21 protein-coding genes are annotated in these 25,422 nt (G+C 62.3%); 7 read left to right on the plus strand and 14 right to left on the minus strand.

Translation table 11 applies throughout. The features are described from left to right. Positions 1-92 precede the first annotated feature (92 nt). Positions 93-1,292, minus strand: a complete 1,200-nt coding sequence (gltS, locus tag AB5Y93_RS00075; protein ID WP_041212483.1) for a sodium/glutamate symporter — start codon at positions 1,290-1,292, stop codon at positions 93-95. A gap of 489 nt (positions 1,293-1,781) precedes the next feature. Here gltS and ansA point away from each other — a divergent pair, with 489 nt between their 5' ends. Then, positions 1,782-2,789: an asparaginase gene (gene ansA, locus AB5Y93_RS00080; RefSeq protein WP_010675424.1), complete on the plus strand. Its 1,008-nt coding sequence runs from the start codon at positions 1,782-1,784 to the stop codon at positions 2,787-2,789. Positions 2,790-3,039: 250 nt separating this feature from the next. Here ansA and AB5Y93_RS00085 read toward each other — a convergent pair whose 3' ends face one another. Both AB5Y93_RS00085 and AB5Y93_RS00090 read right to left on the minus strand, forming a co-directional pair. Next, positions 3,040-3,333 (minus strand): YeaC family protein, encoded by a 294-nt coding sequence (locus tag AB5Y93_RS00085; protein ID WP_010675423.1) that lies wholly within the window; start codon positions 3,331-3,333, stop codon positions 3,040-3,042. 83 nt (positions 3,334-3,416) lie between these two features. After that, positions 3,417-4,850, minus strand: coding sequence for a glyceraldehyde-3-phosphate dehydrogenase (locus tag AB5Y93_RS00090; RefSeq protein ID WP_104452419.1), 1,434 nt, complete (start codon positions 4,848-4,850; stop codon positions 3,417-3,419). Between the two features lie 211 nt (positions 4,851-5,061). On the opposite strand from AB5Y93_RS00090, the gene AB5Y93_RS00095 reads away from it, so the two are divergent. Both AB5Y93_RS00095 and AB5Y93_RS00100 read left to right on the plus strand, forming a co-directional pair. Then, positions 5,062-5,865: a DUF2989 domain-containing protein gene (locus tag AB5Y93_RS00095; protein WP_042865069.1), complete on the plus strand. Its 804-nt coding sequence runs from the start codon at positions 5,062-5,064 to the stop codon at positions 5,863-5,865. Further along, the gene (locus tag AB5Y93_RS00100; RefSeq protein ID WP_368228608.1) at positions 5,862-6,419 is read left to right on the plus strand and encodes an NUDIX domain-containing protein; all 558 of its coding nucleotides are present in this window, start codon (positions 5,862-5,864) and stop codon (positions 6,417-6,419) included. The genes AB5Y93_RS00095 and AB5Y93_RS00100 overlap by 4 nt, the downstream gene beginning before the upstream one ends. Positions 6,420-6,481: 62 nt before the next feature. On the opposite strand, the gene sppA is transcribed toward AB5Y93_RS00100, so the two are convergent. Beyond that, positions 6,482-8,326 (minus strand): signal peptide peptidase SppA, encoded by a 1,845-nt coding sequence (sppA, locus tag AB5Y93_RS00105; protein WP_277856679.1) that lies wholly within the window; start codon positions 8,324-8,326, stop codon positions 6,482-6,484. 321 nt (positions 8,327-8,647) lie between these two features. On the opposite strand from sppA, the gene AB5Y93_RS00110 reads away from it, so the two are divergent. The 3 genes from AB5Y93_RS00110 to AB5Y93_RS00120 all read left to right on the plus strand — a co-directional run bounded on the left by AB5Y93_RS00110 (position 8,648) and on the right by AB5Y93_RS00120 (position 12,949). After that, on the plus strand, positions 8,648-10,675 hold the full coding sequence (locus AB5Y93_RS00110; RefSeq protein WP_045525811.1) for an NADPH-dependent 2,4-dienoyl-CoA reductase: 2,028 nt from the start codon (positions 8,648-8,650) through the stop codon (positions 10,673-10,675). Positions 10,676-10,782: 107 nt separating this feature from the next. Beyond that, positions 10,783-11,331: an NAD(P)H nitroreductase gene (locus AB5Y93_RS00115; RefSeq protein ID WP_010675416.1), complete on the plus strand. Its 549-nt coding sequence runs from the start codon at positions 10,783-10,785 to the stop codon at positions 11,329-11,331. 538 nt (positions 11,332-11,869) lie between these two features. Beyond that, positions 11,870-12,949 (plus strand): methyl-accepting chemotaxis protein, encoded by a 1,080-nt coding sequence (locus AB5Y93_RS00120; protein ID WP_010675414.1) that lies wholly within the window; start codon positions 11,870-11,872, stop codon positions 12,947-12,949. Between the two features lie 20 nt (positions 12,950-12,969). Here AB5Y93_RS00120 and AB5Y93_RS00125 read toward each other — a convergent pair whose 3' ends face one another. The 3 genes from AB5Y93_RS00125 to AB5Y93_RS00135 all read right to left on the minus strand — a co-directional run bounded on the left by AB5Y93_RS00125 (position 12,970) and on the right by AB5Y93_RS00135 (position 16,271). Beyond that, positions 12,970-13,518, minus strand: a complete 549-nt coding sequence (locus AB5Y93_RS00125; RefSeq protein ID WP_368228609.1) for a sugar O-acetyltransferase — start codon at positions 13,516-13,518, stop codon at positions 12,970-12,972. 326 nt (positions 13,519-13,844) lie between these two features. Then, entirely contained in the window at positions 13,845-14,723 is an 879-nt protein-coding gene (gene prmA, locus AB5Y93_RS00130; RefSeq protein WP_323899273.1) for a 50S ribosomal protein L11 methyltransferase, read from the minus strand. Positions 14,724-15,254: 531 nt separating this feature from the next. Next, positions 15,255-16,271 (minus strand): zinc-binding alcohol dehydrogenase family protein, encoded by a 1,017-nt coding sequence (locus AB5Y93_RS00135; RefSeq protein ID WP_368228610.1) that lies wholly within the window; start codon positions 16,269-16,271, stop codon positions 15,255-15,257. A gap of 100 nt (positions 16,272-16,371) precedes the next feature. On the opposite strand from AB5Y93_RS00135, the gene AB5Y93_RS00140 reads away from it, so the two are divergent. Then, positions 16,372-17,244: a LysR family transcriptional regulator gene (locus AB5Y93_RS00140; RefSeq protein ID WP_227263457.1), complete on the plus strand. Its 873-nt coding sequence runs from the start codon at positions 16,372-16,374 to the stop codon at positions 17,242-17,244. Here the strand turns inward: AB5Y93_RS00140 and AB5Y93_RS00145 are convergent, their stop codons facing one another. From AB5Y93_RS00145 to acs, 7 genes are all read right to left on the minus strand, one after another. Continuing rightward, positions 17,245-18,669 carry a PTS transporter subunit EIIC gene (locus AB5Y93_RS00145; RefSeq protein WP_316287058.1) on the minus strand — a complete coding sequence of 475 codons (1,425 nt, stop codon included), beginning with the start codon at positions 18,667-18,669 and terminating at the stop codon, positions 17,245-17,247. An 87-nt stretch (positions 18,670-18,756) separates the two neighbouring features. After that, a complete protein-coding gene (panF, locus tag AB5Y93_RS00150; RefSeq protein ID WP_042014456.1) occupies positions 18,757-20,214 on the minus strand; it encodes a sodium/pantothenate symporter in 1,458 nt (485 codons plus the stop codon). Next, on the minus strand, positions 20,204-20,452 hold the full coding sequence (locus AB5Y93_RS00155) for a YhdT family protein (protein WP_039040309.1): 249 nt from the start codon (positions 20,450-20,452) through the stop codon (positions 20,204-20,206). Before AB5Y93_RS00155 ends, panF begins: the two co-directional genes overlap by 11 nt. A 269-nt stretch (positions 20,453-20,721) precedes the next feature. After that, positions 20,722-22,062 (minus strand): acetyl-CoA carboxylase biotin carboxylase subunit, encoded by a 1,341-nt coding sequence (gene accC, locus AB5Y93_RS00160; protein ID WP_010675406.1) that lies wholly within the window; start codon positions 22,060-22,062, stop codon positions 20,722-20,724. Between the two features lie 15 nt (positions 22,063-22,077). Then, a complete protein-coding gene (accB, locus tag AB5Y93_RS00165; protein WP_010675405.1) occupies positions 22,078-22,539 on the minus strand; it encodes an acetyl-CoA carboxylase biotin carboxyl carrier protein in 462 nt (153 codons plus the stop codon). A 36-nt stretch (positions 22,540-22,575) separates the two neighbouring features. Continuing rightward, positions 22,576-23,025, minus strand: coding sequence for a type II 3-dehydroquinate dehydratase (gene aroQ / locus AB5Y93_RS00170; protein WP_039040307.1), 450 nt, complete (start codon positions 23,023-23,025; stop codon positions 22,576-22,578). 283 nt (positions 23,026-23,308) lie between these two features. Further along, a complete protein-coding gene (acs, locus tag AB5Y93_RS00175) occupies positions 23,309-25,255 on the minus strand; it encodes an acetate--CoA ligase (protein ID WP_336591950.1) in 1,947 nt (648 codons plus the stop codon). Positions 25,256-25,422: the final 167 nt, after the last annotated feature.

The raw sequence follows: 25,422 nt of genomic DNA on the forward strand, positions 1-25,422 counted from the left end.
CCCATGAAGGATGGGATGCAGTGCTGCTGGCGAGCAGAAATGACAGAGCCCACCGCAAGGTGGGCTCTGTCATACGGGGCCTGCGTCCGGGATCACAGGAAGGGCAGGGCCAGGAACAGCTTGATCACCACGGCGTTGATGATGTCGATGAAGAAGGCTCCGACCATGGGCACCACCAGGAAAGCCAGGTGGGAGGGGCCGAAGCGCTGGGTGATGGCCTGCATGTTGGCAATGGCCGTGGGGGTGGCGCCGAGGCCGAAGCCGCAGTGACCCGCCGCCAGCACGGCCGCATCATAGTTGCGCCCCATGACCCGGAAGGTGACGAAGATGGCGTAGAGCGCCATGGCCACCGTCTGTACGGCCAGCAGGATGAAGATGGGCAGGGCCAGGCTTGCCAGCTCCCACAACCTGAGGCTCATCAGTGCCATGGCGAGGAAGAGCGACAGGCTGACGTTGCCGAGCAGGGAGACCTCGCGGTCGCTCACTTCGTGCCAGTTGAGCAGGGTGAGCAGGTTGCGCAGCAGCACGCCGACAAAGAGCACGCAGACGAAGATCGGCAACTCGAAGACGCCGCCCTTGAGGTAGAGGGCCAGCATTTCGCCCCCTTTCAGGCTGATGGCGATGAGTGCCAGGGTCTCGATCAGGCTGAAGGTGGTGAGCGGGCGCTCCATGTCCGGCATCTCGAAGCCCTGGGGGGCGCCGTCACGGTTGTGCTCCTCACCGGGCACCTGCACTTTCTTCACCAGATAACGGGCCACCGGGCCGCCGATGAGGCCCCCCAGCACCAGGCCGAAGGTGGCACAGGCAATCGCCAGCTCGGCGGCGGATTGCACGCCGTACTTCTCGGTGAAGATGGAGCCCCAGGCCGCCCCGGTGCCGTGGCCGCCGGAGAGGGTGATGGAGCCGGCCAGCAGCCCCATGTGGGGATCCAGCCCCAGCAGGGTGGCCAGACCCACCCCCAGGCTGTTTTGCACCAGCAGCAGGCCGGTGACCACCAGCAGGAAGGTGGCCACCGCCTTGCCGCCGCGCTTGAGGCTGCCCAGATCGGCGGAGAGGCCGATGGAGGCGAAGAAGGTCAGCATCAGGGCCGTCTGCAGGCTGGTATCAAATTGCAGTTCGATCTGCAGGGTGGAACGCAGCACCAGCAGCACCAGGGCAACCACCAGGCCACCGGCCACGGGTTTGGGGATGTTGAAAGTGCGCAGGGGTCCTATCTTGTTGACCAGCAGGCGGCCAAGCAGCAGCACCAGGGTCGCGGCGACCAGGGTGGCGTAGGCATCAAGTTGTAGCATTCAGTGCTCCCATGTTGATCGGCTGTGTCTTTGGCGAGAAAGACTCACGGATCCAGCCGGGATGAAACAGAGTGGCGAACGCGCCAGTGACAGAGGGGCCGCAGCCCCGTCCCTCTGCAAAAGAGGGGGTCGACACGAGCCCGTGTTCGTCGGGCGTCCAGATGAGATTTGTGAAAAATCCGCCGGATACTAGCAAAAAACACCAAGTACATCCACATATGTCACATTAATGATTAAAACATGGTGTTAACATGGCATTTAAAACTGCCTCGCCGAGTGTGCTCCGGATCGCAACAATGCTGCTGCGGCTGTCATTTGCAGCGGCACTCTTTATAATTCGCCCGGTTCCGCCCCCACGGGAGGACACAGACCCTCAAGAGGTCTGCTGATGACCGATATTGAGCCCGCCCGCACCATCTGAAGGACGGGGGCTGTATCGGTTGAGCCCTGTTTGATTTGCCGGTTTCCAGTCCAGAGAGAGGAGAGGGTGTGAAGAAGTCCATCTACATTGCCTACACAGGCGGCACCATAGGGATGCAGCGTTCCGACCACGGTTATGTACCGATGGCGGGCTTCATGGAGGACTGTCTGGCACGGATGCCCGAGTTCCATCGACCGGAAATGCCCGATTACCATATCCACGAATATGCCCCCCTCATCGACTCTTCCGACATGACGCCGGCAGACTGGCAGCGCATCGCCGAGGATATCAAGGGCAACTACGACAAGTACGACGGTTTCGTCATTCTGCACGGCACCGACACCATGTCGTTCACCGCGTCTGCGCTCTCCTTCATGCTCGAAGATCTGCACAAGCCGGTCATCATCACCGGCTCCCAGATCCCCCTGGCCGAGCTGCGCTCGGACGGTCAGCAGAACCTGCTCAACGCCCTCTATATCGCGGCCAACTACCCGATCCACGAGGTGACGCTCTTCTTCAACAACCAGCTCTATCGCGGCAACCGCAGCAAGAAGGTGCATGCTGACGGCTTCCACGCCTTCGACTCGCCCAACTACCCGCCCCTGCTCAATGCCGGTATCGCCATCTCCCTGGAGGCAGGTGAGCTGGGCGTGCCGTGCGATCGCCCCCTGGTGCTGCACGACATCACCCCCCAGCCCATCGGGGTGGTGACCCTCTATCCGGGGATATCGGCGGAGGTGATAGCGAACATCCTGCAACAGCCGGTGCGTGCGCTGATCCTGCTCTCCTTCGGGGTGGGCAATGCGCCCCAGAACCCGGCCATGCTGGCGCTGCTCTCCGAGGCATCTGCCCGGGGCGTCATCATCGTCAACCTGAGCCAGTGCCTGCACGGCAAGGTCAACATGGGGGGCTATGCCACCGGCAACGCCCTCTCCCGTGCGGGAGTCATCTCGGGCTTTGACATGACCGCCGAGGCGGCGCTCACCAAGCTGCACTTCCTGCTGAGCCAGGATCTGCCGGCGCCGCGCATCCGCGAGCTGATGCAGCAGTCTCTGCGCGGGGAGCTGACCCCCTGACTTTCCCTCCCACCCTAACCCTCTCCCAGCGGGAGAGGGGATAGATTGAGGTGGCGAGGTTTGCCATGAAGATCGCCGGCAGGTGGCCCGCTGACTGCTCGCAGGTGCGTGCCAGCTCCCTTCTCCCTTGGTGGGAGAAGGGCCGGGGATGAGGGGGATGAGTCATCCTGCATAGAGAGGAAAAAAGAGGGGAGCCATAATGGCTCCCCTCTTTCGTTTCGTTACCGCGATAGGTGACGTGCGGCCTGCCTCAGTGGCTAAGGTCGACCCGCACTATCTCTTCCTCATCGCGATATTGGCGCTTGAGCTCGCTCTTGCTCTTCATCACGATCTCGCCGTCACGGCCGATGTTCATGTGCTCGGGGTTCTCAAGGTGCATCGCCTGCCAGGCCATCACGGCCTGCAGGGAGGTGGCCTTCTGCTCCTCGGTCAGGGGCTTGCCATCCGGCCATTTGCCGAGCTCGACCGCAGTCTTGAGCCGCTCGTACACCTCTTTGGGCATCTGCGCTATCGCTTGTTGAAACGTCACTTGCTGAGACGACATCCGGCCTCTCCTTGAAAATTGAGCCATGAACACGGGGTCAGGCAGGCAGATCCTGTCGGACTATACCGGCAGATCCTGGCGGACTATACCGGTAGATCCTGGCGGACTACGCCAGCCATCTGCTCCATCACCCGCACGACCTGACAACTGTACCCGAACTCGTTGTCATACCACACGTAGAGCACGCAGTGATCCCCCTCGGCGATGGTGGCCTGGGAGTCGACGATGCCCGCAAAACGGGAGCCCACCATGTCTGAGGAGACCAGCTCGGTGCTGGCGCTGAAGTCGATCTGGCGATGCAGGGCCGAGCTCAGCGCCATCTGCTGCAGATAGGCGTTGAGGCTCTCCCGATCGGTGGTCTGTTCCAGCGAGAGGTTGATGATGGCCAGGGACACGTTGGGGGTGGGCACCCGGATGGCGTTGCCGGTCAACTTGCCCTTGAGCTCCGGCAGCGCCTTGGCCACCGCCTTGGCGGCACCGGTGCTGGTCATCACCATGTTGAGGGCTGCGCTGCGACCGCGGCGCTCGCCTTTGTGATAGTTGTCGATGAGGTTCTGATCGTTGGTATAGGAGTGGACCGTCTCCACGTGGCCGTGGCGGATGCCGTACTTGTCCTGCATCACCTTGAGCACCGGGGTGATGGCGTTGGTGGTGCAAGAGGCGGCGGAGACTATCTTGTCATCCGGACCTATCACCTCGTGGTTGACCCCGAACACCACGTTCTTCATCTCCCCCTTGCCGGGGGCGGTCAGCAGTACCCGGGCGGCGCCGCGGGCCTTGAGGTGCTCGGACAGGCCCGCCTCGTCACGCCAGACGCCGGTGTTGTCAACGATCAGCGCATTGTCGATGCCGTAGGCGGTGTAGTCGATGTCGGCCGGGCTGTTGGCGTAGATCACCTGGATGAAGGTGCCATTGGCGATGATGGCGCTGCGTTCCACATCCACCTCGATGGAGCCGTTGAAGGGGCCGTGCACCGAATCGCGGCGCAGCAGGCTGGCACGCTTCTCCAGATCCCCGTCGCGACCGCCGCGCACCACGATGGCGCGCAGGCGCAGGGAGTTGGCGGCGCCGGTGCGCTCGATGAGCAGACGGGCCAGCAGGCGGCCGATGCGACCGAAGCCGTAGAGCACCACGTCGGTCGGGGCGGGCACGGCACTGCGGTTCAGGGCCGGTGCCAGCTTGGCGCGCAGATAGTCCTCGATGCCGGCTTCATCCTGGTGATCCTGCCAGTAGCCCACGGCCAGTTTGCCGAGATCGACTTCGGCGGCGGTCGGGTTCAGGGCCAGGATGGCTTGCAGCAGGGGAAAGCTCTGTTGGATAGGGAGGGGGGCTCCCTGGTGGCGGCGAACGACCCGGTGGGCCTTGAGGATATCGATGGTGGAGGCGTTTTGCAGGGGGCGTCCGTAGAGGGTGATCTCTATCCCTTGCTGTCGGTAGAGGCGACCTATCAAGGGTTGCATGGCTTCGGCGAGCTCCTGGCTCTCCTGCCACGCCTGCAAGTAGTGCTCGTGGGTCATTAACCAGATCCTTTTATTTCACGTTGTTGAAGCAAGTTGCCTGGGCAAATTGAAATTCGTCGAAGGCAGATCAGTGTAGGGCTGATGGTTTCGTTATATTATTCTGCAATCGCGGCCTTATACGGCGCGCGCATTGTAATGGATATGTAGCCTGTTTGCTAGTTGGCGGTGGCCGGTGCGGGTTGCGATTGTTATCAACCAGATGTGAACCATGACCCTATTCTCACAGCGTCCGTTACTGCTTTCCCTCGCTTGTTGCCTGACGTTGACGGCCTGCGACGACGACAGGATCCACAACATTTGCTCCCAATATCCCGCCCTGTGCGCGGACCTGGTGGACGATGGCTGGTGTCGCTATGAGCGCAGCGACGTCATTCGCGGTCGTTACTATCTCCAGGAAGAGGGGACGGACAGGCGCAAGTACGATCTGATGCGCGGCCTGGAGCGTTATCTGCAATGCGCCGAGCACTCCACCAACATCGAGTACAAGCGGGCCAGGGAGCAGAAGAGCCCCAGAGTGGAAGGGATGCTGGCCGCCGGCCGTCAACTGGAGCAACTGGATGCACAGACCCGGGGCTCCCGGGATCCCTACCTGCTGCTCTGGCACTGGACCAACAACACCAGTCCCGAGGCCCGCGCCAGCTTCCTCGCGCAGGAGGGGACGCCGAGCCTCGAGGAGCCCGAGCTGCAACTGGCGCTCGGCGGCATTTATGCCAAGAGCGAGCCCGAGAAGGCCATCAGGCTGATGCACCATGCGCTCTCCCTCTATCGGGAGGGGGACAAGGTCAACAGCCGGATCCTCACCGCCCTCAGCACCCTCTACATGGGGCAGAAGCGATTTGATCAGGCCTATCTGTGGGGCAAGGTGAGCGAGTCATTCCAGGAGAGCCCCGAGGTCTCCGCCACCCGGCTCGGCATTTACCATGCCATCGGCAAGGAGGAGCAGGAGACGCTGGACGACCAGGCGGCCACCATCGTCGATGCACTCAGGCAGGGGAGCTACCGCACACCATGAATTCGACCCTGACAGAGGTCTGGGAGTGGGCCCATCCCTTCGATATCCGTCTCGTGCACGGCCAGATCCGCGGCGAGGACAGGGTGCTTGAACGGGCCACGGTGAGGGCCGTGGTGATGCGTGGTGATCGACTGCTGCTGGTGCACTCCAGCGTCAACGGGGATCTCATGTTCCCCGGTGGCGGCATCGAGCACGGGGAGGCGCACGATGCGGCCCTGGCCCGGGAGTTGCGGGAAGAGTGTGGCGCCGAGCTGGTGGCCGTGGGCCCCCTGTTGGGAGAGACCCGGGAGTATCGTGCCGCGCGCGAGCCGGATTACGATGCCTACTGCATCCGATCGTCCTATTACCTCTGCCGGGTCGGGGAGGACTGGAGTGCGCCGCGCCCCCAGCCCTACGAGATCCGCCTCGGCTTCACGCCGGGCTGGTTCCCCCTGGCTGAGGCCCTGCAGACCAACAAGACCCAGCTGGCGGGTCCCTGTCCCCAGTGGACGGCGCGAGAGACCCGGGTGCTGGCAGAGTTGCACCGCTGGCAAGCGTCCGGCTTGCTGACCTGACAAGGCCGCTTGCCCCATAAAAAAACCGCCTGTCGGCGGTTTTTTTATAGTTGTCCCCGGCGTCAGGGAAGACAGACCGGGCAGAAGGCGTAGGTGCCCTGGGGATCGTTGAAGCGGGTCAGCGGGTCCAGAGTGCGGTTCATCTCCAGCAGCGCCTTGCCAAGCCCGGCGGGCAGCCAGCTTTGCAGGTGCGGGGCCAGCGTCTGGGCGCTGCTGTCAAACAGCTCGCGCAGGAACTTGTCCCTGGCAGACTCTTCCGGTGCGATGGGGGTGACCTGCCAACTCTTGAGGTTGGCGAGATCGGCGGCCGCCTTGAGGGCGTCATCCAGATTGCCGAACTCGTCCACCAGCCCCAGTGCCTTGGCATCCTGCCCGGTCCAGACCCGGCCTTCGGCGGCTTTTTCCGCCTCTTCCGGGCTAAGGCCCCGGCCCTTGCCCACCAGGCCGACAAAGCGCTGATAGGTGTCTTCCACGCTCAGTTGAATGGCTTCACCCACGTGATCCGGCAGGGCACGGGTCAGCCCGACCCCCACGAAGTCGGTGGTGCCGACGCCGTCGGTGTGTACCCCGTACTGGGAGAGCGCCTTGTCGATGGTGGCGAACATGCCGAACACCCCGATGGAGCCGGTGAGGGTGGTGGGGGAGGCGAAGATCTTGTCCGCATCGGCGGAGATCCAGTAGCCACCGGAGGCGGCGTAGCTGCCCATGGAGATGACCACCGGCTTGCCCGCCTGTTTCAGGGCCAGCAATTCGGCGCGGATCTGCTCGGCGGCGAAGGCGCTGCCGCCCGGGCTGTCCACTCGCAGCACCACGGCTTTCACCTGATCGTCACGGCGGGCTTCGGCCAGCAGATCGGCAAGGCTGTCGCCGCCGATGGTGCCGGCAGGCTGGACGCCATCCATGATGGCGCCGCTGGCGGTGATGAGGCCTACCTCATCCTTGCCGCTCTGGGGGTACTGCTCCGGGATGGCGGCCAGATACTCTTTCAGGCCCACGCCCTTCCAGCCGTGATCATCGGCCTCGCCCACTTCCTTGATCACCGCCTGGGTCATTTCGTCGCGGGTGGCGAGCTGATCCACCAGACCGTTGTCGAGGGCGTAGCTGGCCGCATTGCCACCGGCCTTGCGCAGCAGTTCGAGGAAGTGATCCTTGTTCGGTGCGACGGCATCCGGCTCGATCTCCCGCTGCTCCGCCACGTCGGCCACATAGGATTGCCACAGCTGATCCAGCCAGCGCTGGTTCGCCTCCTTGCTCTCGGGGGACATTTCGTCCCGGGTGTAGGGCTCGACGAAGGACTTGTAGGTGCCGACCTTGAAGACGTGCGGGGTGATGTTGAGCTTCTCCAGTGCCGATTTGAAGTAGGTCTGGTAGACACCCAGCCCCTCGATCAGCACGGCACCACTCTGGTTGAGCAGCACGTGGTCGGCGTGAGCGGCGAGCAGATAGGCCCCCTGGCTGTAGTAGTCCGCCATGGCGATGACCGGCTTGCCGCTCTCCTTGAAGGCGTCGATGGCGGCCGTCACCTCCTGCAGTTTGGAGAGGCTGGCCCCTTGCAGACCCTGGGGTTTGATCACCAGCGCCTTGATGCGATCGTCATTCCCCGCGCTCTTGATGGCCCACAGCAGATCGGAGAGGACGATTTCGCTTGGCTGCTCGTCCCCCTTGTCCATCTGCCTGAGCAGTTGCACCGTGGGATCGGTCTGGGTGCGTTGTTCTACCAGCACACCGGAGAGATTGAGGGTGAGCGCCCCCTCGATGGGGGTGCTTGGGGTCTCGCTCTGGCTGACGCTGAAGACAATGACCAGCACGACGAGAAGAAACAGCAGGTTGACCAGCATCAAGCGGGTAAAGTTGAGCAGACGCCAGAGGCTGCGAAAGAGCCATCCCAGACCTTTGAAAATAGACATAGCTGCGTTGTCGCCCTGTTAATGGGTTGAGAGCAGCCATTATTAACCAGTTGCGCAGCCAATTGCCATTTCCCCTTGAGTCGACTGCCCCCCGCCACTTCGGAACACGGCTGTTCGCTGAAAAAATGTCCAAACATTTGTTTGAAAAAGAGTTTTCGATTCTTTACTCTAGCCCCAGTTTGATAACAAAAAATTAACTGAAAGGCCCGATGAGCCGGCCCCATCTCCACCCACCCCCTTCTTTTTACTGCCCGTCACCCGAGGCAGCCAGGAAGGCTGGAGCATGACCTTGTGCACATCGACCTCGACAAGGAGTGCATCATGAGCCGTTATCCCACGCTGCTGACCCCCCTCGATCTGGGTTTTACCCAGTTGCGCAACCGCGTACTGATGGGGTCCATGCACACCGGCCTCGAGGAGGAGAAGGGGGGCTTTGACAAGCTGGCCGCCTTCTATGGTGAGCGGGCCCGTGGCGGGGTCGGTCTCATCGTGACCGGCGGTATCGCCCCCAATTTGCGGGGGCGGTTGGTGCCCCACGGCTCCCAGCTGAGCTTTCCCTGGCAGGTAGCCAAACACCGCAAGGTGACCGAGGCAGTGCACCAGGAAGGGGGCAAGATAGCGCTGCAGATCCTTCATGCGGGCCGCTACGCCTACCATCCGTTCAGCCTGGCGCCGAGCGCCCTCAAGGCTCCCATCTCCCCGTTCAAGCCGCGGGCCATGAGCGAGCGACAGATCCGCGGCACCATTCGCGACTTCGCCGCCACTGCGGCGCTGGCCAAGGCGGCCGGTTATGACGGGGTCGAGGTGATGGGCTCTGAAGGCTATCTCATCAACCAGTTCATCTGCGAACGCACCAACAAGCGCACCGATGGCTGGGGCGGCAGCAGCGAAAACCGCATGCGCTTCCCGGTGGAGATTGTCCGCGCCATCCGTGAGCGGGTGGGCACGGATTTCATCATCATCTTCCGCCTCTCCATGCTGGATCTGGTGGAGCAGGGCTCCTCCCTTGAGGAAGTGATCGCACTTGGCCGGGCACTGGAGCAGGTGGGGGTCACCCTCATCAACACCGGTATCGGCTGGCACGAGGCTCGCATTCCCACCATCGCCACCAGCGTGCCGCGCGGTGCCTTCAGCTGGGTGACCGCCGAGCTGAAAAAGCACCTCAAGGTGCCCCTCATCACCACCAACCGCATCAACACCCCCGAGGTGGCGGAGCGCATCCTGGCGGGCGGCGAAGCGGACATGGTCTCCATGGCGCGCCCCTTCCTGGCAGACCCCGAATTCGTCATCAAGGCGGCTGAAGACAGGGCGGACGAGATCAACACCTGCATCGCCTGCAACCAGGCCTGCCTCGACCACGTGTTCAAGCAAAAGCGTGCCTCCTGCCTGGTCAATCCCCGTGCCTGCTTCGAGACCGAGTTGACGTTTGGCCGGGTGCCCCAGCCCAAGAAGCTGGCGGTGGTGGGGGCGGGTCCTGCGGGGCTGGCGTTTGCCTGCTACGCCGCCGAGCGGGGCCATCAGGTAAGCCTGTTCGATCAGGCGAGCGAGATCGGTGGCCAGTTCAACTTTGCCAAGCAGATCCCGGGCAAGGAGGAGTTTCACGAGACCCTGCGCTACTTCGCCAAACGGCTTGAGAAGTGCGGCGTCGAGCTCTATCTGGGCCAGCGCCAGAGTGCCGAGAGCCTCTTGGGCGGCGGTTTTGACGAGGTGATCCTCGCCACCGGCATCCGCCCGCGCACCCCCAATATTCCGGGTATCGAGCACCCCAAGGTGTTGAGCTACCTCGATGTCTTACGTGATCACAAGCCGGTGGGCGAGAAGGTGGCGGTGATCGGCGCCGGCGGTATCGGCTTCGATGTGGCCGAATACCTGGTGGAAAAGAGAGGATCGCCGGATGCTGAAAGCCATCGCGATCACTGGCTCAAGGAGTGGGGTATCGACAAGCAACTGGGTGAGCGCGGCGGCCTGACTACCCCCGAGATCGATGCCCCCGAGCGCCAGATCTGGTTGCTCCAGCGCAAGGAGAGCAAGGTGGGCGACGGCCTTGGCAAGACCACCGGCTGGATCCATCGCACCGTGCTCAAGAATCGCAAGGTGCAGATGCTCTCCGGCGTCCAGTACCTGCGTATCGACGATGCCGGGCTTCACATCCAGGTGGGCGACCAGCAGCAGTGCCTGCCGGTGGATCAGGTGATCATCTGTGCCGGACAGGAACCCCTCAAGGAGTTGCAGGCTGGTCTGCAGGCTGCTGGCAAGCCGGTGCACATCATCGGCGGTGCCGACGTGGCCGCCGAGCTGGATGCCAAACGCGCCATCCGGCAAGGGGCGGAGCTGGCTGCCGTCATCTAGCCTCCCGACCCTTTCGTATCCTGACAAACCCCTGAACCCCAGGGGTTTTCTTCATCCAGTGCTGTGCTAAGGTAGCGCCATCATCGCCTTTGACAAGGAACTGCCCCATGGATGCCCTCCATCTGTTACTCAATCGCCACTCCTGTGGTCGTCTGGCCGAGCCTGCCCCGAGTGGCGAAGTGCTCGACAATATCCTCAAGGCCGGGCTGCGGGCGCCGGATCACGGCACTCTGACCCCCTGGCAGTTCATCCTGTTCGAAGGGGAGGGGCGTGAGCGCCTGGGGACATTGCTGGCCGATGCCGCCCATGCCCGTGGCGAGGATGCGGACAGTGTCGAGAAGTGCCGCGCCGCGCCACTGCGTGCTCCCCTGGTGATCGCGGTGGCGACCCGTTATCAGGCGCACCCCAAGGTACCGAAACTGGAGCAGGAGCTCTCTGCCGGTTGCGCCCTGATGGCGATGCAGATGGCGGCCCAGGCCCAGGGCTTCAACGGCATCTGGCGTTCCGGCTGGTTCATCTTCGACGAGCAGATCCATGGTGCACTGGGGCTGGCACCGGAGGATCAACTGGTGGGCTTCCTCTACCTTGGCACCCCCATGCTGGAGGCCCGCAAGCTGCGCGAGTTGCCCATCCAGGACTTCGTGCGCAGCTTCTGAAGCGCATAACGCCAAAAGCCCTGATTATTCAGGGCTTTTTTGTTTTCTGACAAAGCCGTCAGGCTGTACTGATAAATGCGCACTTGCCAAGAGGGTAGAAGGGGGTTGGCCGGACATTTTTTGAATTGTGAGAGATTCTTCTCACTCCTGGTTTATTACGCTATGTAAAACGTTTGCGCCACGTTATTATCCCACTGCCAGTTTAGAAGGTGACCCCTTCTAATTTTCTGCGATGAGAGTCGCAATTCCGTAGCACCTTTTTAGAGCCCAACGTCTTGATGACATTGGGCTTCATTTTTTGTAGGGCTGGCACGTCAGCGTTCTTTCTCCTCAGCCTCTTCTCTACCTCACCCGGCCTCTTTGTGGCGATCTTTTGCACAGCCATTGATGTGGCCTCGATTGGAATCAGGATCAGGGTCAAATATCCTGCATTTGCAGGTGAAATCCGGCCCGGGATCCGCCAGCATCGGCAGAGACAAGAGAGTCAGAGGCTTCCCTTTGACGTCGACTGTCCGCACCTTTGCCATCCGGAGGCCATATGTGGTTCAACCGCAAGCTTGAAAAAGAGAATCAACAGCTCAGGGAGGCGATGCTTCTCAAAGAGCAGCAGCACCAGAGCGAGCTGGCCGAATTGCGTGCCACCATCGGTGAATACGAGCACATGCAGCGAACCAGCCGGGAACGTGGCGATCTCTTCAATCAGGTGATCTCTTGCCAGAACCAGGGAGGTGAGATGCTGCAGAGCGTGCGGGAAGCGCTGGCTGGCAGTGCCGAGCACCTGATGGCGGAAAAGGGCGCGCTCTGCGAGCTGGATCAGCTCTTTGCCCAGACCCGGGGCGCCATCACCCGTCTCTCCGATCGCGCCCATGCCATCACGGATGAGGCGGCTCGCAGCCTCGCTGCCGTCCATCAGCTCGATGCCAGCACATCCGCCATCAATCAGTTCGTGACCGCCATCCAGGGCATTTCGGATCAGACCAACCTGCTGGCACTCAATGCGGCCATCGAGGCGGCCAGGGCCGGTGAGGCTGGCCGTGGATTCGCCGTGGTCGCCGATGAGGTACGTCAGCTGGCGAGCAAGGCCCATGAAGCCAGCAGCCAGATCGAGGTGCTGGTCAGACAGATAGTGGCACAGGCGCAGGAGATCAAGTCCATCATCGATGACAACCAGGCCAGTGCCGCCGAGGTGGCGACCTCCTCCTCCCAGATCGATGTGGTGGTGACCCAGGTGCTGGCACAATCAGGCCGGATGCAGCAGGTGATACACAGTGCGGCCTCCACCTCCTTCCTCAATACCACCAAGCTGGATCACGCCGTCTGGAAGAACACCATCTATCGGCTCATCGATCAGCAGCATTTTCACGAGCCGGTGAGCGACCACGCTCAGTGCAGGCTGGGCAAATGGTATTTCGAGGGGCAGGGTGCGGAGCTCTTCGCCCACAAGCCGGGCTTTCGTGAACTGGACGGGCCCCACAAACGGGTCCACGAGAGCGGCAAGGCCGCCCTGCACGCGCGCGAGCAGGGGGATATCAAAAGCATGGTCGAGCAGCTCAAGACCATGGAAAACGCCAGCATGCAGGTGGTGCACTGCATCGACCGCTTGCTGGAAAGCGCCTGAGCGAGCCTCGGGCCTTCCGCTCAACTTTTGACTGGCAGCAGCCGTGCCGGGTTGCCTGCCACCCTGGCACCGGCCGGTACATCTCTTGTCACGACCGAGCCCGCGCCTACGACGGCTTCCCGCCCTATGGTGACGCCGGGCAGCAGGATGGCGCCGCCGCCTATCCAGACCCTGTCTTCGATGGTGACCGGCAGTGCCGTCTCAACCCCCTGAATGCGCTCATCGGCGTCCAGCGCATGGGCGGCGGTGTAGATCTGCACGTTCGGCCCAATCATCACCTCGGCGCCGATGCGAATGGGGGCATTGTCCAGCAGGGTGGCCCCCATGTTGATGTAGCTGCCCTTGCCAAGGTGGATGTGGCGGCCATAGGTGCAGTAGAGGGGCGGGCAGATGAAGGCACCCTGGGCCAGCTCGCCGACGATCTGCTGCAGCAGCGCCAGCTGTTCATCCTCCTCGTCGCTGCGATTGAAGCGGCGGTACAGGCGAGCCGTCTCCCGGCGCAACAGATCCAGCTCTGGTGCCATGCAGTTGTAGGGCTGGCTGGTGATCATCTTCTCGTATTCGGTCATGGCTGGGCCTCGATGGGGTGGAGGAAGAGAGGATAAGCCATCGGGGGGCAGAGAAGCGTGAGGCTCTCCCCAGAGTGGGCAGAAGGAGAACGGGCGTCCGGAAACGACAAGGGCACCCTGGGGTGCCCTTGTCGTTCTGCGGCCTAAGTGTTGCCGCCATGGCCTGTTGCTTGTAAGTCGAGTGTGCGGCCAATGGGTTGGCAACTGCCGTGACTTGTTGTTTATCAGCCGAGTTTGCGGTCGATGGGTTGGCAGCCGCCGTGGCCTGTTGCTTATCAGCCGAGTGTGCGGCTGATGGGTTGGCAACTGCCGTGGCTTGTTGTTTATCAGCTGAGTTTGCGACCGGAGAGGCGGCACCACTCTTCCTTCACCGCAGTCGGGTCCATCTCGAACCACTGGCCGTAGATGGTCTCCAGCTCCGGCGCCTGGCTTTCCAGCACGCCGGAGAGGGCCATCAGGCTGCCCGCTTTGCCGTGACCGGCGATCAGCGGCGCCAGCTCCCGCAGCGGGCCGGCCAGGATGTTGGCGACCACCACGTCCGCTTCGACGTCTTGCGGCTGATCCGCCGGCAGGTAGAGTTCGATCTGGTCGGCAACGCCATTTCGCTCGGCGTTGTCACGGCTGGCCTGGATGGCCTGAGGATCGATGTCGATGCCGATGACCCGGGCGGCCCCCAGTTTCAGGGCGGCGATGCCGAGGATGCCTGAGCCGCAACCAAAGTCGACCACGGTTTTGCCGGCCAGATCCAGCCCGTCCAGCCACTGCAGGCAGAGAGCCGTGGTGGGGTGGGTACCGGTGCCGAAGGCCAGGCCCGGGTCCAGCATGACGTTGACCGCATCGGGGTTCGGCACGTCGCGCCAGCTCGGGCAGATCCAGAGCCGCTCGCCGAACTGCATGGGGTGGAAGTGATCCATCCATTCGCGCACCCAGTCCTTGTCTTCCAGTTGCTCGACCTTGTAGCCCACGTCTTCACCGAAGATCTGCTGGAAGAAGGCGATGGTGGGAGCCGGATCGGTTTCGGCGTCGAACAGCCCCATCACTTCGGTCTCGCCCCAGAGCGGGGTTTCACCGGGCATGGGCTCATAGACGGGCACATCCTTGGCATCCATAAAGGTCACCGCCTGGGCCCCACGCCCCAGCAGCATGTTGCTCACCTTGTCTGCGGTCTTGGCAGTGGCGTTGATTCGAATTTGTATCCAGGGCATGGCGTCGGCTCTTCATAAATGTGAAACCGCGGGATTCTATCATCATGGACCCGTGCTGTCGTGGTTTGACCATGGCCTCATGGGGAAGGGAGGTAACTCTGCCAAGTTGGCACGGTTAATGTATTCCTTCATGGGTGACGGGAAGCAACTTGTTCCCGCTGAATGCTTTGCTCTATGAAGTTCCGTCATCTTTTTTCAGCCACCTTCGGGTGGCTTTTTTTATGCCGGTGCGATGAAAAGCGGTCAATTGGGAGGGAAAAGCAGAGATTGGCACGCTATCTGCAAAGTTACAGATGTCCTGCATAAGGATATGTGTGTGATTGTTACCCCAACGTTCAGGTTTTTAGGGCCATCCCGACGGGATGGCCTCTTTTTTATGGTTTTTTCGGGGGAGATGCCCCGTCAGGGACAAAGGTCACCTGCGGGGCTGTGCACTCTTGGGGCTTGTCACTGGTGATTTCACCCCATGATGGTGCATTTATTTACCTACAAGGGAATAGGCTGGACGGTAAGGCCCGCTTGGGCTGTGCCTTAGCGATGGAAGCCGCTCATGTCGATCACCAGCTTGCCCACCATGCGACCCGCTTCCAGCTCGGCATGAGCCCGGGCCAGGGTGAGGGGCGTCAGTTCGGGCACCACCTTGCTGAGGGTGGTCTTGAGCACTCCTTCATCGATCAGGGCCGCGACCCGGCTGAGCAGGTTGTGCTGTTCTATCATGTCCGGGGTCTGGAACAGGGAGCGGGTAAACATGAACTCCTGGCTGAAGGTGACGCTCTTGGGTTTGAGCAGACCCAGATCCCAGGGGTCACTGGACTCGGCGATGGTGCAGATGTGACCAAACGGACGGATGAGGCTGGCCATGGTGTTCCAGTGCTGCTCGGTGGCGTTGGTGCAGAAGATGGCATCCACCTCGCTGATGCCGAGAGCCTTGAGCTCCGCCTGCAGATGGTGATGGCTCACCACCTGGTGGGCCCCCATGTCCAGGCACCACTCCCGTGTTTCGGGGCGCGATGCGGTGGCGATCACCTCCATGCCGGTGAGCTGGCGGGCGAGCTGGATGGCGATGGAACCGACTCCGCCGGCGCCCCCGATGATCAGCAGTCGCCCGGTGCTTTCGCGGGTAAGGCTCATGCGCTCGAACAGGGTTTCCCAGGCGGTGATGGCGGTGAGCGGCAGGGCGGCGGCTTCCAGATCGGTCAGGGTGACTGGGGCGATGGCGGCAATGCGCTCGTCCACCAGTTGCAGGGCGCTGTTGCTGCCCGGGCGGCTGATGTCGCCGGCATACCAGACCCTGTCACCGGCCTTGAACAGGGTGACGTCGCTACCGACGGCGATCACCTCGCCCACGGCGTCCCAGCCCAGCACGCGGGGGCTGCTTTCGACCTTGTCCTTGGGGGCGCGTACCTTGGTGTCGACCGGATTGATGGAGGTGGCGTTGACCCGTACCAGCAGATCCCGCGGGCCCGGTGTCGGATCGGGCAGATCGCTCTCGATGAAGCAGTGGGGGTGGTTGCTTGGCAGATAGTGAGTCAGGGCGATGGCTTTCATAGCTTTTCCTTTCAAATAGCAGTGTTCGGGATTGCCACTCACTCTAGTCTGGATGATTATCAAGATTAAGATGGGTAATTGGTAAAGACTGTTTGAATATATGAACAATATCGAACTGGAGTTGATGGGGCTGTTCGCCACCGTGGTGGAGCAGGGGAGCTTCACCGGGGCGGCCGAGGTGCTCGGCATGCCCAAGTCCTCGGTGAGCCAGAAGATCTCGCGCCTTGAATCCCGGCTCGGGGTGAGGTTGCTGCAACGCACCACCCGCAGGCTCAGCCTGACGCCCCAGGGGGAGGTCTATGTGACCCATTGTCAGGAGCTGCTGGCACTGGCACGCAGTGCCAATCTGGCGATGGCGCGGTTGCGCGCGGCTCCTGGAGGGCGGGTGCGGATCACTGCTCCCGAAGCCACGGGAACCTTGCTGCTTGGTCGGATACTGGCCGAATTTCGCGCCCTCTACCCCGAGGTGGTGCTGGAGCTGACCCTTTGCGATGAACAGCTGGATCTGGTGGGGGAAGGTTACGATCTGGCGCTGCGGGCAGCGCCGCTGAAAGATTCCAGCCTCATCTGCCGGCGCATCGGCCAGGTGGCGCGCCATCTGGTGGCATCTCCCGGTTACCTGGCGGCCAACGGGACGCCGCTCCAGCTCTCGGAGCTGGCCGGACACGCCTGCCTGGTACATGGCTCCTTGCCGGTGTGGCCATTGCAGGAGGGGGGCTGGCGCCCTCGCGGGGCCTGCCAGAGCAACAGCCTGCTGGCGCTGCGGGAGCTGGCACTCCATGACGGGGGGATTGCCCTGCTGCCAGCCCATGTCTGCGGCGACGATCTGGCGGCGGGGCGACTGCTCAAGGTGCTGCCGGATCTCCTGGTTCCGGTGAACCCCTTCTATCTCATCTACCCGAGCCGGGAACACCTGGCCCCCGCCCTTCGCAGCCTGATGGACTTCGTGGCCGAACGTCTTCCCTTTGCCTGATCACTGGTGCTGGCCAAGGGGAGCCTGAGCCGGTTCGAGACCGAGCGGGACCGACTGGCGTTCCGCCAGCATGCGGATCTGCCCTTCGATGAGGCCGGCATGGGGGCCGAGTACCAGCACCAGCTGATGTTCGTTCAGCACGATCCAGGAGAGGCAACCCAGTCTGGCCAGGCAGGATTGATCCACCAGCGCCATGTCGCGAACCCGCAGGCTGAGGCGGGTCAGGCAGACGCTCATGGCCTGCAGGTTGTCCATGCCCCCCAGCATCTTGAGGTACTGGATAGCCAGCATCTGGGGATCGGTGGGGGCCACGGTCGCGAGCCGGGAGAGATCCTCGGCGATGGACTTGCCGGGCAGACTGAGGGGGGCGTGTTCCAGCAGCCGGGAGAAGAGCAGGGCATAGACGACGAAGAAGAGGATGCCCAGGGGGATGAGCCAGAAGCTGTGCAGACCGGCGTGGTAGCTCAGCACCAGATCCAGCAATCCGGCAGAAAAGTAGCTGCCCACCTGGATGTCGAGCCCGCTGCAGATGGCCAGCGACAGCCCGGTCAGCAGGGCATGGGCGAGAAACAGCCAGGGAGCGGTGAAGGCAAACAGGAACTCGATGGGCTCCGTGATGCCCACTAGTGCCGAGGTGAGCGCCAGGGTGAGCAGCAGCCCTCCCTGGGGCAGTTGCTGCATCCGCTGGCGATGGATCCAGATGGCAAAACAGGCGCCGGGCAGGCCGAACATGATGACCGGATAGAGCCCGGCCACATAGCCTTCATGCAGCGGCTGGGCGGTCGAGAGGGCTTGCAGGTTGCTCTCCCCGAGCCCGATGAGGCTGCCCAGCACCTGGTGCAGGCCGAGGGGGATCAGCAGCCGGTTCAGCACGCCGTAGCAGAAGGCGCCAAATGGCGTGGTGAGCAGATCGGAGGCGAGGAGGGTTAGCCCCTGTTCCAGCAGCGGCCAGAGGATGGAGAGGGGAAGCACCAGCAGCAGGCAGGCCAGCGCCGAGAGCAACATGCCCGGCAGATCTTCCTGCAGGGGGCGCAACCAGCCCGGCAGCCGCAGAGCGCGGGCCCGGGAGCAGACCATGGCGGTGACGAGCCCGGCCAGCAGGCCGCAGATCATGTCCGCATGCAGCCCGGGCACCAGGGTGCCCAGCGCCGAGCTCAGCAGCAGGAAGTTGACCGCACCGGCGAGCGCCTGGGCTCCTTGCCCCTGGCGACTCAACCCGAAGGCGATGGCCACCGCATAGATGAGCGGCATCTGGCTGAAGAGGGCGCGACCGGCGAGGGAGAGCACGGCGAGATCCAGCACGTCCGGTTGGCCGAGCCGGTGGAGCAGGGCGGCCAGGGGCAGAATGGAGACGGGCAGCAACAGGGCATAGCCGAGGCGCTGCAGGGACTGGGTCAGGATCTTTCTGGCGTTCTGGACTGGCATGGGGGCACGGTATTTGTGACGTGGCGCACATTTTACCCGTGAGCCCCCATTTGGGAATAGGCGAGCCTTCCTTTATTGATCCTTTTCTTAATTTTGATCAAACAATCGACGGACACGCTGATCCGGGGCAGGAGTGAGCAGGCTGACCAGGACAAAGGCCGCCAGGCCGAGGGCCAGGCTCGGGACGATGGCGTGCAGACCGGCCACCTTGATCCCCCACTGGCTCAAGGTACCGTAACAGAGGATGCCGCAGACCATGCTGGCCAGGGCTCCCGGGCCGTTGGCCCTGGACCAGTAGAGGCCGAGCACCAGGGGCCAGAGGAAGACCGCCTGCAGGCCGCCGAAGGCGAGCAGGTTGAGCCAGATGATCATCTCGGGGGGCTGGAGCGCCGCCAGCAGCACCAGGGTACCCAGGATCAGGGTGCAGAGCAGGGAGAGGCGCGGCACCCGGACCTCCAGCTTCTCCTGCCTGGGGTTGAGGTAATTGAGGTAGAGATCTTTCACCAGGGTGGCGGAGGCCTGGATCAGCTGGGAGTCGATGGTGGACATGATGGCCGCCATGGGGGCGGCCAGGAAGACCCCCGCCAGCCAGGGGGGGAGCACCTCCATCATCAGGGAGGGCATGATCTTGTCCGGGCTGTCCATGCCGGGCAGGATGGCGCGGCCCAGTGCCCCGGCCAGGTGCATGCCGAACATCAGCAGGGCGCAGACGATGGTGCCGATGAGGATGCCCCGGTGCAGCGCCTTGCTGTCCCGGTAGCCAAAGCAGCGCAGCGCCGAGTGGGGCAAGCCCACCACCCCGATGCAGACCAGCACCCAGAAGCTCAGCATGAAGGGCTGGGTCAGCATGTCGCCGGCCCCCTGGGGGCTCACCAGCTTGGGATCTATCTCCTTGAGCTGGTGGACAAGATTCGGCAACCCGTCACCGGCGATGAGGATGCCCGCCAGCAGGGCGCCAGTGCCGATGAGCATCACAATGCCCTGCAGGGCATCCGTCATCACCACGGCGCGAAAGCCGCCGATCACCGTGTAGAGCAGCACGCAACTGGCAAACAGGAAGAGCCCCTGCTGATAGCTGAGGCCGGTCGCCGTTTCCAGCAGGCGGGCGCCGCCGATGAACTGCACCACCATGGTGGCGATGAAGGCGAGGATGATGGTGACCGAACCCAGCACGACCACCGCCCTGCTCTGGTAGCGGGCCCACAGCATGTCGTTGATGGTCACCGCGTTGACCCGGCGGGCGATGATGGCGAACTTCTTGCCAAGCACCCCCAGGGTGAGCCAGACGGTGGGCAGCTGGATCATCGCCAGTAGCACCCAGCCGAGGCCGACCTTGTAGGCGGCACCCGGCCCGCCGATGAAGGACGATGCAGAGGTATAAGTGGCCACCAGGGTCATGGCGAGCACCAGCCCCCCCATGCTGCGGTTGCCGATGAAGTACTCCTGCATGAAGTTGCCGCCGGTCCGGTGGCGACTGGCCCAGAAACCGACCCCCAGTACCAGCACCAGGTAGATGCAGAGCGGCAGCATCAGCTCAAGATTCATGGGGTGGTACCTCGCTATCCAGGGGAATATCGACGAACAGGCGATCCACCATGAGGGCGCAGAGGCCGATGAACAGCAGGGGCATCAGGATGCAACTGAGCAGGAACCAGAGAGGCAGGTCCCACAGCTCGAGATCCTCGGGGATGAAATAAGCCGAGCCATACCAGGCGACAAAGTAGAGCAGGGTCAGCAGCAGGCAGAAGGCTGCTTCCCGACGGGCGAGTGCGAAACGGTTCACTGTGGCCTCCGACGAGTGAGCGGGGCGCAAGAATAACAAAAAAGGGCCATGTCGCCATGGCCCTTTTTTACGTTGGCGATCCGGGTGGATCGCGCAATATCCCGATGAAAGGGGTCTTTGCAGACCCGACTTCTTGTGCAGGTGGTGGCTGTTCTGTGCTGCCACCGTGCTCAATGGGTCGGGCCTCAAGCCATTACAGACCCGACTTCTTGTGCAGGTGGTGGCTGTTCTGTGCTGCCACCGTGCTCAATGGGTCGGGCCTCAAGCCATTACAGACCCAACTTCTTGTGCAGGTAGTGGATGTTGGTGCCACCGTGCTGGAAGTTTTCGTCCTTCATGATCTCTTTTTGCAGGGCGATGTTGGTCTTGATCCCTTCCACCACCAGCTCGTCGAGGGAGTGACGCATGCGGGCGATGGCCACGTCGCGGTTCTCCCCGTAGCAGATCAGCTTGCCGATCATGGAGTCGTAGTAGGGGGGGACCTTGTAACCCGCATAGATGTGGGATTCCCAGCGCACGCCCAGGCCGCCCGGCGCGTGGAAGCGCTGGATGAGACCGGGAGAGGGCAGGAAGGTGGCCGGATCTTCGGCATTGATCCGGCACTCGATGGCGTGGCCACGGATGCGGATGTCCTGCTGGGTGATCGACAGGGGCTGACCGGCGGCAATGCGCAGCTGCTCCTTGATGAGGTCGACGCCGGTGACCATCTCGGTGACCGGATGCTCCACCTGGATACGGGTGTTCATCTCGATGAAATAGAACTCGCCGTTCTCGTACAGGAACTCGAAGGTACCCGCACCGCGGTAGCCGATCTCGAGACAGGCGCGCACACAGCGCTCACCGATGAACTTGCGCATCTCGTCGGTGATGCCGGGGGCCGGCGCCTCTTCCACGACCTTCTGGTGACGGCGCTGCATGGAGCAGTCCCGCTCACCCAGATAGAGGGCGGTACCCTGACCGTCAGCCAGCACCTGGATCTCGATGTGGCGCGGGTTCTCCAGGTACTTCTCCATGTAGACCATGTCGTTCTTGAAGAACTGGCCCGCTTCGGATTTGGTCAGCGCGATGGCGGAGGCCAGTTCGGCCTCGTTGCGCACCACGCGCATGCCGCGACCACCACCGCCACCGGCGGCCTTGATGATCACCGGATACCCGATCCGCTTGGCGATGGCGGCGTTGCGCTTGGCATCGTTGTCCACCGGGCCGTCGGAGCCGGGTACGCAGGGCACGCCCGCCTTCTTCATCGCCTCGATGGCAGAGACCTTGTCACCCATCAGGCGAATGGTCTCGGCGCGCGGGCCGATGAAGATGAAGCCGGATTTCTCGACCACTTCGGCGAAGTCGGCATTCTCGGAGAGGAAGCCGTAGCCCGGGTGGATGGCGACGGCACCGGTCACCTCGGCGGCGGCGATGATGGCCGGCACATTGAGGTAGGACTCACCGCTGGCAGGTTTGCCGATGCAGATGGTTTCGTCCGCCAGGAGCACATGCTTGAGCTCCCGATCGGCAGTGGAGTGAACGGCCACTGTCTTGATCCCGAGCTCTTTGCAGGCGCGCAGGATCCGCAGGGCAATTTCACCGCGGTTGGCGATGACTACTTTGTCCAACATGGGTGGCATTTTCCCTTATTCGATGATGAACAGCGGCTCGTCAAACTCGACGGCCTGACCATTTTCAACCAGGATCGCTTTGATCACGCCGGCCTTGTCAGACTCGATTTGGTTCATCATTTTCATGGCTTCGACGATGCACAGGGTGTCGCCGACATTGACGTGCTGACCGACTTCCACGAACGGCTTGGCTTCCGGGCTGGAGGAGCGGTAGAAGGAGCCCACCATGGGGGAGCGCATCAGATGACCGCTCGGGGCGGCATCGGCAGCAGGCGCAGCGGCTGCTGCCGGAGCAGCGGCAACCGGTGCGGCAACCTGAGCTGCGGCCTGGGGCATGATCATCTGCGGGGCAACGCTAACCTGGCCGGAGAAATTACGGCTGATGCGAACGGACTCTTCCCCTTCGGAGATTTCCAGCTCGGCGATGCCGGACTCTTCAACCAGTTCAATCAGCTTCTTGATTTTGCGGATATCCATTAGCATTCTCTTTCTTCTTTATCTGATCAGTGATTATCAAGCCGCGCGCAACTGATGCACGGCCGCGGTTAAAGCGAATTGGTAACCATCGGCACCCAACCCGCAGATCACCCCCTTGGCGACATCAGACAGATAGGAATGATGACGGAAGGGCTCCCTGGCATGAACGTTTGACAGGTGAACCTCGATAAAGGGGATGGCCACACCCAGCAGGGCATCGCGCAGGGCAACGCTGGTATGGGTGAAGGCGGCGGGATTGATGATGATGAAATCCACCTGGCCCATGGCCTGATGGATGCGGCCGATCAGCTCGTGTTCGGCATTGGATTGCAGATGTTCCAGGGTGACACCGAGTTCGCTGGCGCTGCGCGTCAGATCGGCGACGATCTCATCGAGCGTCTTGCTGCCGTAGATTCCCGGTTCCCGCTTGCCCAGCAGATTCAGATTGGGGCCGTTAAGCAGGAGGATTCGGTGATGTTGCGACATATTGAGTACATCCTCGATGATTATGCTGCTATCTATCAGCTATCTTTGGACTACCAAAAATCTAGCCAATTTTTGCACAAATCGGTGTGCCCTGACACACAGATTTCGCAATTATATTGATTTCGTGAAAATTAGCAGCATTTTACTGGTCTAATCTCTACATCTGGCTATTTATTGGCCTGATTTGCCCGCAAGCCCTGCCTGCCACCGAACTCTGCCCTGTCCGGATCCCGAAGACAACAAAGCCGGCACGTGGCCGGCTCTGTTGACGTGGGGAAGAGACTCACGCCGCTTCCGACTTCTCGCGGATCAGCTTGTCCACGACCCCCGGATCCGCCAGGGTGGAGATATCCCCCAGGCTGTCGGTTTCGCCGGTGGCGATCTTGCGCAAGATACGCCGCATGATCTTGCCGGATCGGGTCTTGGGCAGCCCTTCGGCCCAGTGGATCACGTCCGGGGTCGCGATGGCGCCAATCTCCTTGCGCACCCACTCCTTCACTTCCTTGTGCAGCTCGCGGCTCGGCTCTTCCCCGGCGATCAGGGTGACATAGGCGTAGATGCCCTGTCCCTTGATCTCGTGGGGAACACCCACCACCGCCGCTTCGGCGATCTTCGGATGGGCCACCAGAGCGGACTCGATTTCGGCGGTGCCCATGCGGTGGCCGGAGACGTTGAGTACATCATCCACCCGGCCGGTGATCCAGTAGTAGCCGTCCTCGTCGCGACGGGCACCGTCGCCGGTGAAGTAGCGACCCGGGAAGGTGGAGAAGTAGGTCTGCTCGAAGCGCTCGTGATCGCCGAACACGGTACGCATCTGGCCGGGCCAGGAGTCGGTGATCACCAGGTTGCCCTCGGTGGCGCCTTCCAGCGGCTCACCCAGGTTGTCCACCAGAGCAGGCTGTACTCCGAAGAAGGGACGAGTGGCCGAGCCGGGCTTGAGCGCGGTGACGCCGGGCAGCGGAGTGATGAGGATGCCGCCGGTCTCGGTCTGCCACCAGGTGTCGACGATGGGGCAGCGCTCGTCGCCGATGGTGCGGTAGTACCACTCCCAGGCTTCCGGGTTGATGGGTTCACCCACCGACCCCATGATGCGCAGGCTGGTGCGGGAAGTGCCTTCGACAGCCTCCTTGCCCTTGGCCATCAGTGCGCGAATGGCGGTGGGGGCGGTATAGAGGATGGTGACCTGGTGTTTGTCCACCACCTGACTCATGCGGTTGGTGGCCGGGTAATTGGGCACCCCTTCGAACATGACGGTGGTGGCGCCGTTGGCCAGTGGCCCGTAGACCAGATAGGAGTGACCGGTGACCCAGCCCACGTCGGCGGTACACCAGTATATGTCCTCTTCGTGGTAATCGAACACGTATTTGAAGGTGAGGGCGGCATAGACCAGATAGCCGCCCGTGGTGTGCAGCACACCCTTGGGTTTGCCGGTGGAGCCGGAGGTGTAGAGCACGAACAGGGGATCTTCGGCGCCCATGGCTTCGGGTGGACAATCCGGGCTGGCGGCGTTGACCGCATCATGCCACCAGATGTCTCTGTGCTCGTGCCAGGCCACGTTGCCACCGGTGCGCTTGAGGACGATCACCTTGCTGACCTTGGTATCCGGGTGGGTAAGGGCCTCATCCACGTTCTTCTTGAGGGGGATGGGGCGACCGCCTCGCAACCCCTCATCGGCGGTGATGACGACGGAGGCGCCGGAGTCGATGATGCGGCCCGAGAGCGCCTCCGGCGAGAAGCCGCCGAAGACGATGCTGTGCACGGCCCCGATGCGGGTACAGGCCAGCATGGCGATGGCCGCCTCCGGCACCATGGGCATATAAAGGCAGACCATGTGGCCACGCTTGACCCCCTGGGCTTTGAGCACGTTGGCAAACTTGCATACTTCGGCGTGCAGTTCGCGATAGGTGATCTTGCGATCTTCGGCCGGGTTGTCCCCTTCCCAGATGATGGCGACCTTGTCGCCGCGCTCGCTCAGATGGCGATCCAGGCAGTTGGCCGAGACGTTGAGCAGACCATCCTCAAACCACTTGATGGAGACGTGGCCCGGATCGTAGGAGGTGTTCTTGACGCGGGTGTAGGGGGTCATCCAGTCGAGGATCTTGCCCTGCTCCCCCCAGAAGGCGTCCGGATCCTGCACCGACGCCTGATACATGGCTTCATAACCTTCCTTGTCCAGCAGGGCGCCGTTGCCGATGTGGGCCTTGACCGGGTAGACCTTGCTCTCGCTCATCTCTCACTCCTGTGAATACATTTTCTTAATGATTGAGTAACAACTTATACCTTTGGTTCCCGAGGGCAATTAGACTTTTGGATAGCGACGAAGATAGCAGGTGAGAGGACACGTTGAGGGCAAAGAAGGGAGCCATGGGCTCCCTTCTTTGCTTTCGTGGTGGCGCG

This window comes from Aeromonas sp. R10-1, assembly GCF_040908465.1.
GTDB lineage: Bacteria > Pseudomonadota > Gammaproteobacteria > Enterobacterales > Aeromonadaceae > Aeromonas > Aeromonas caviae.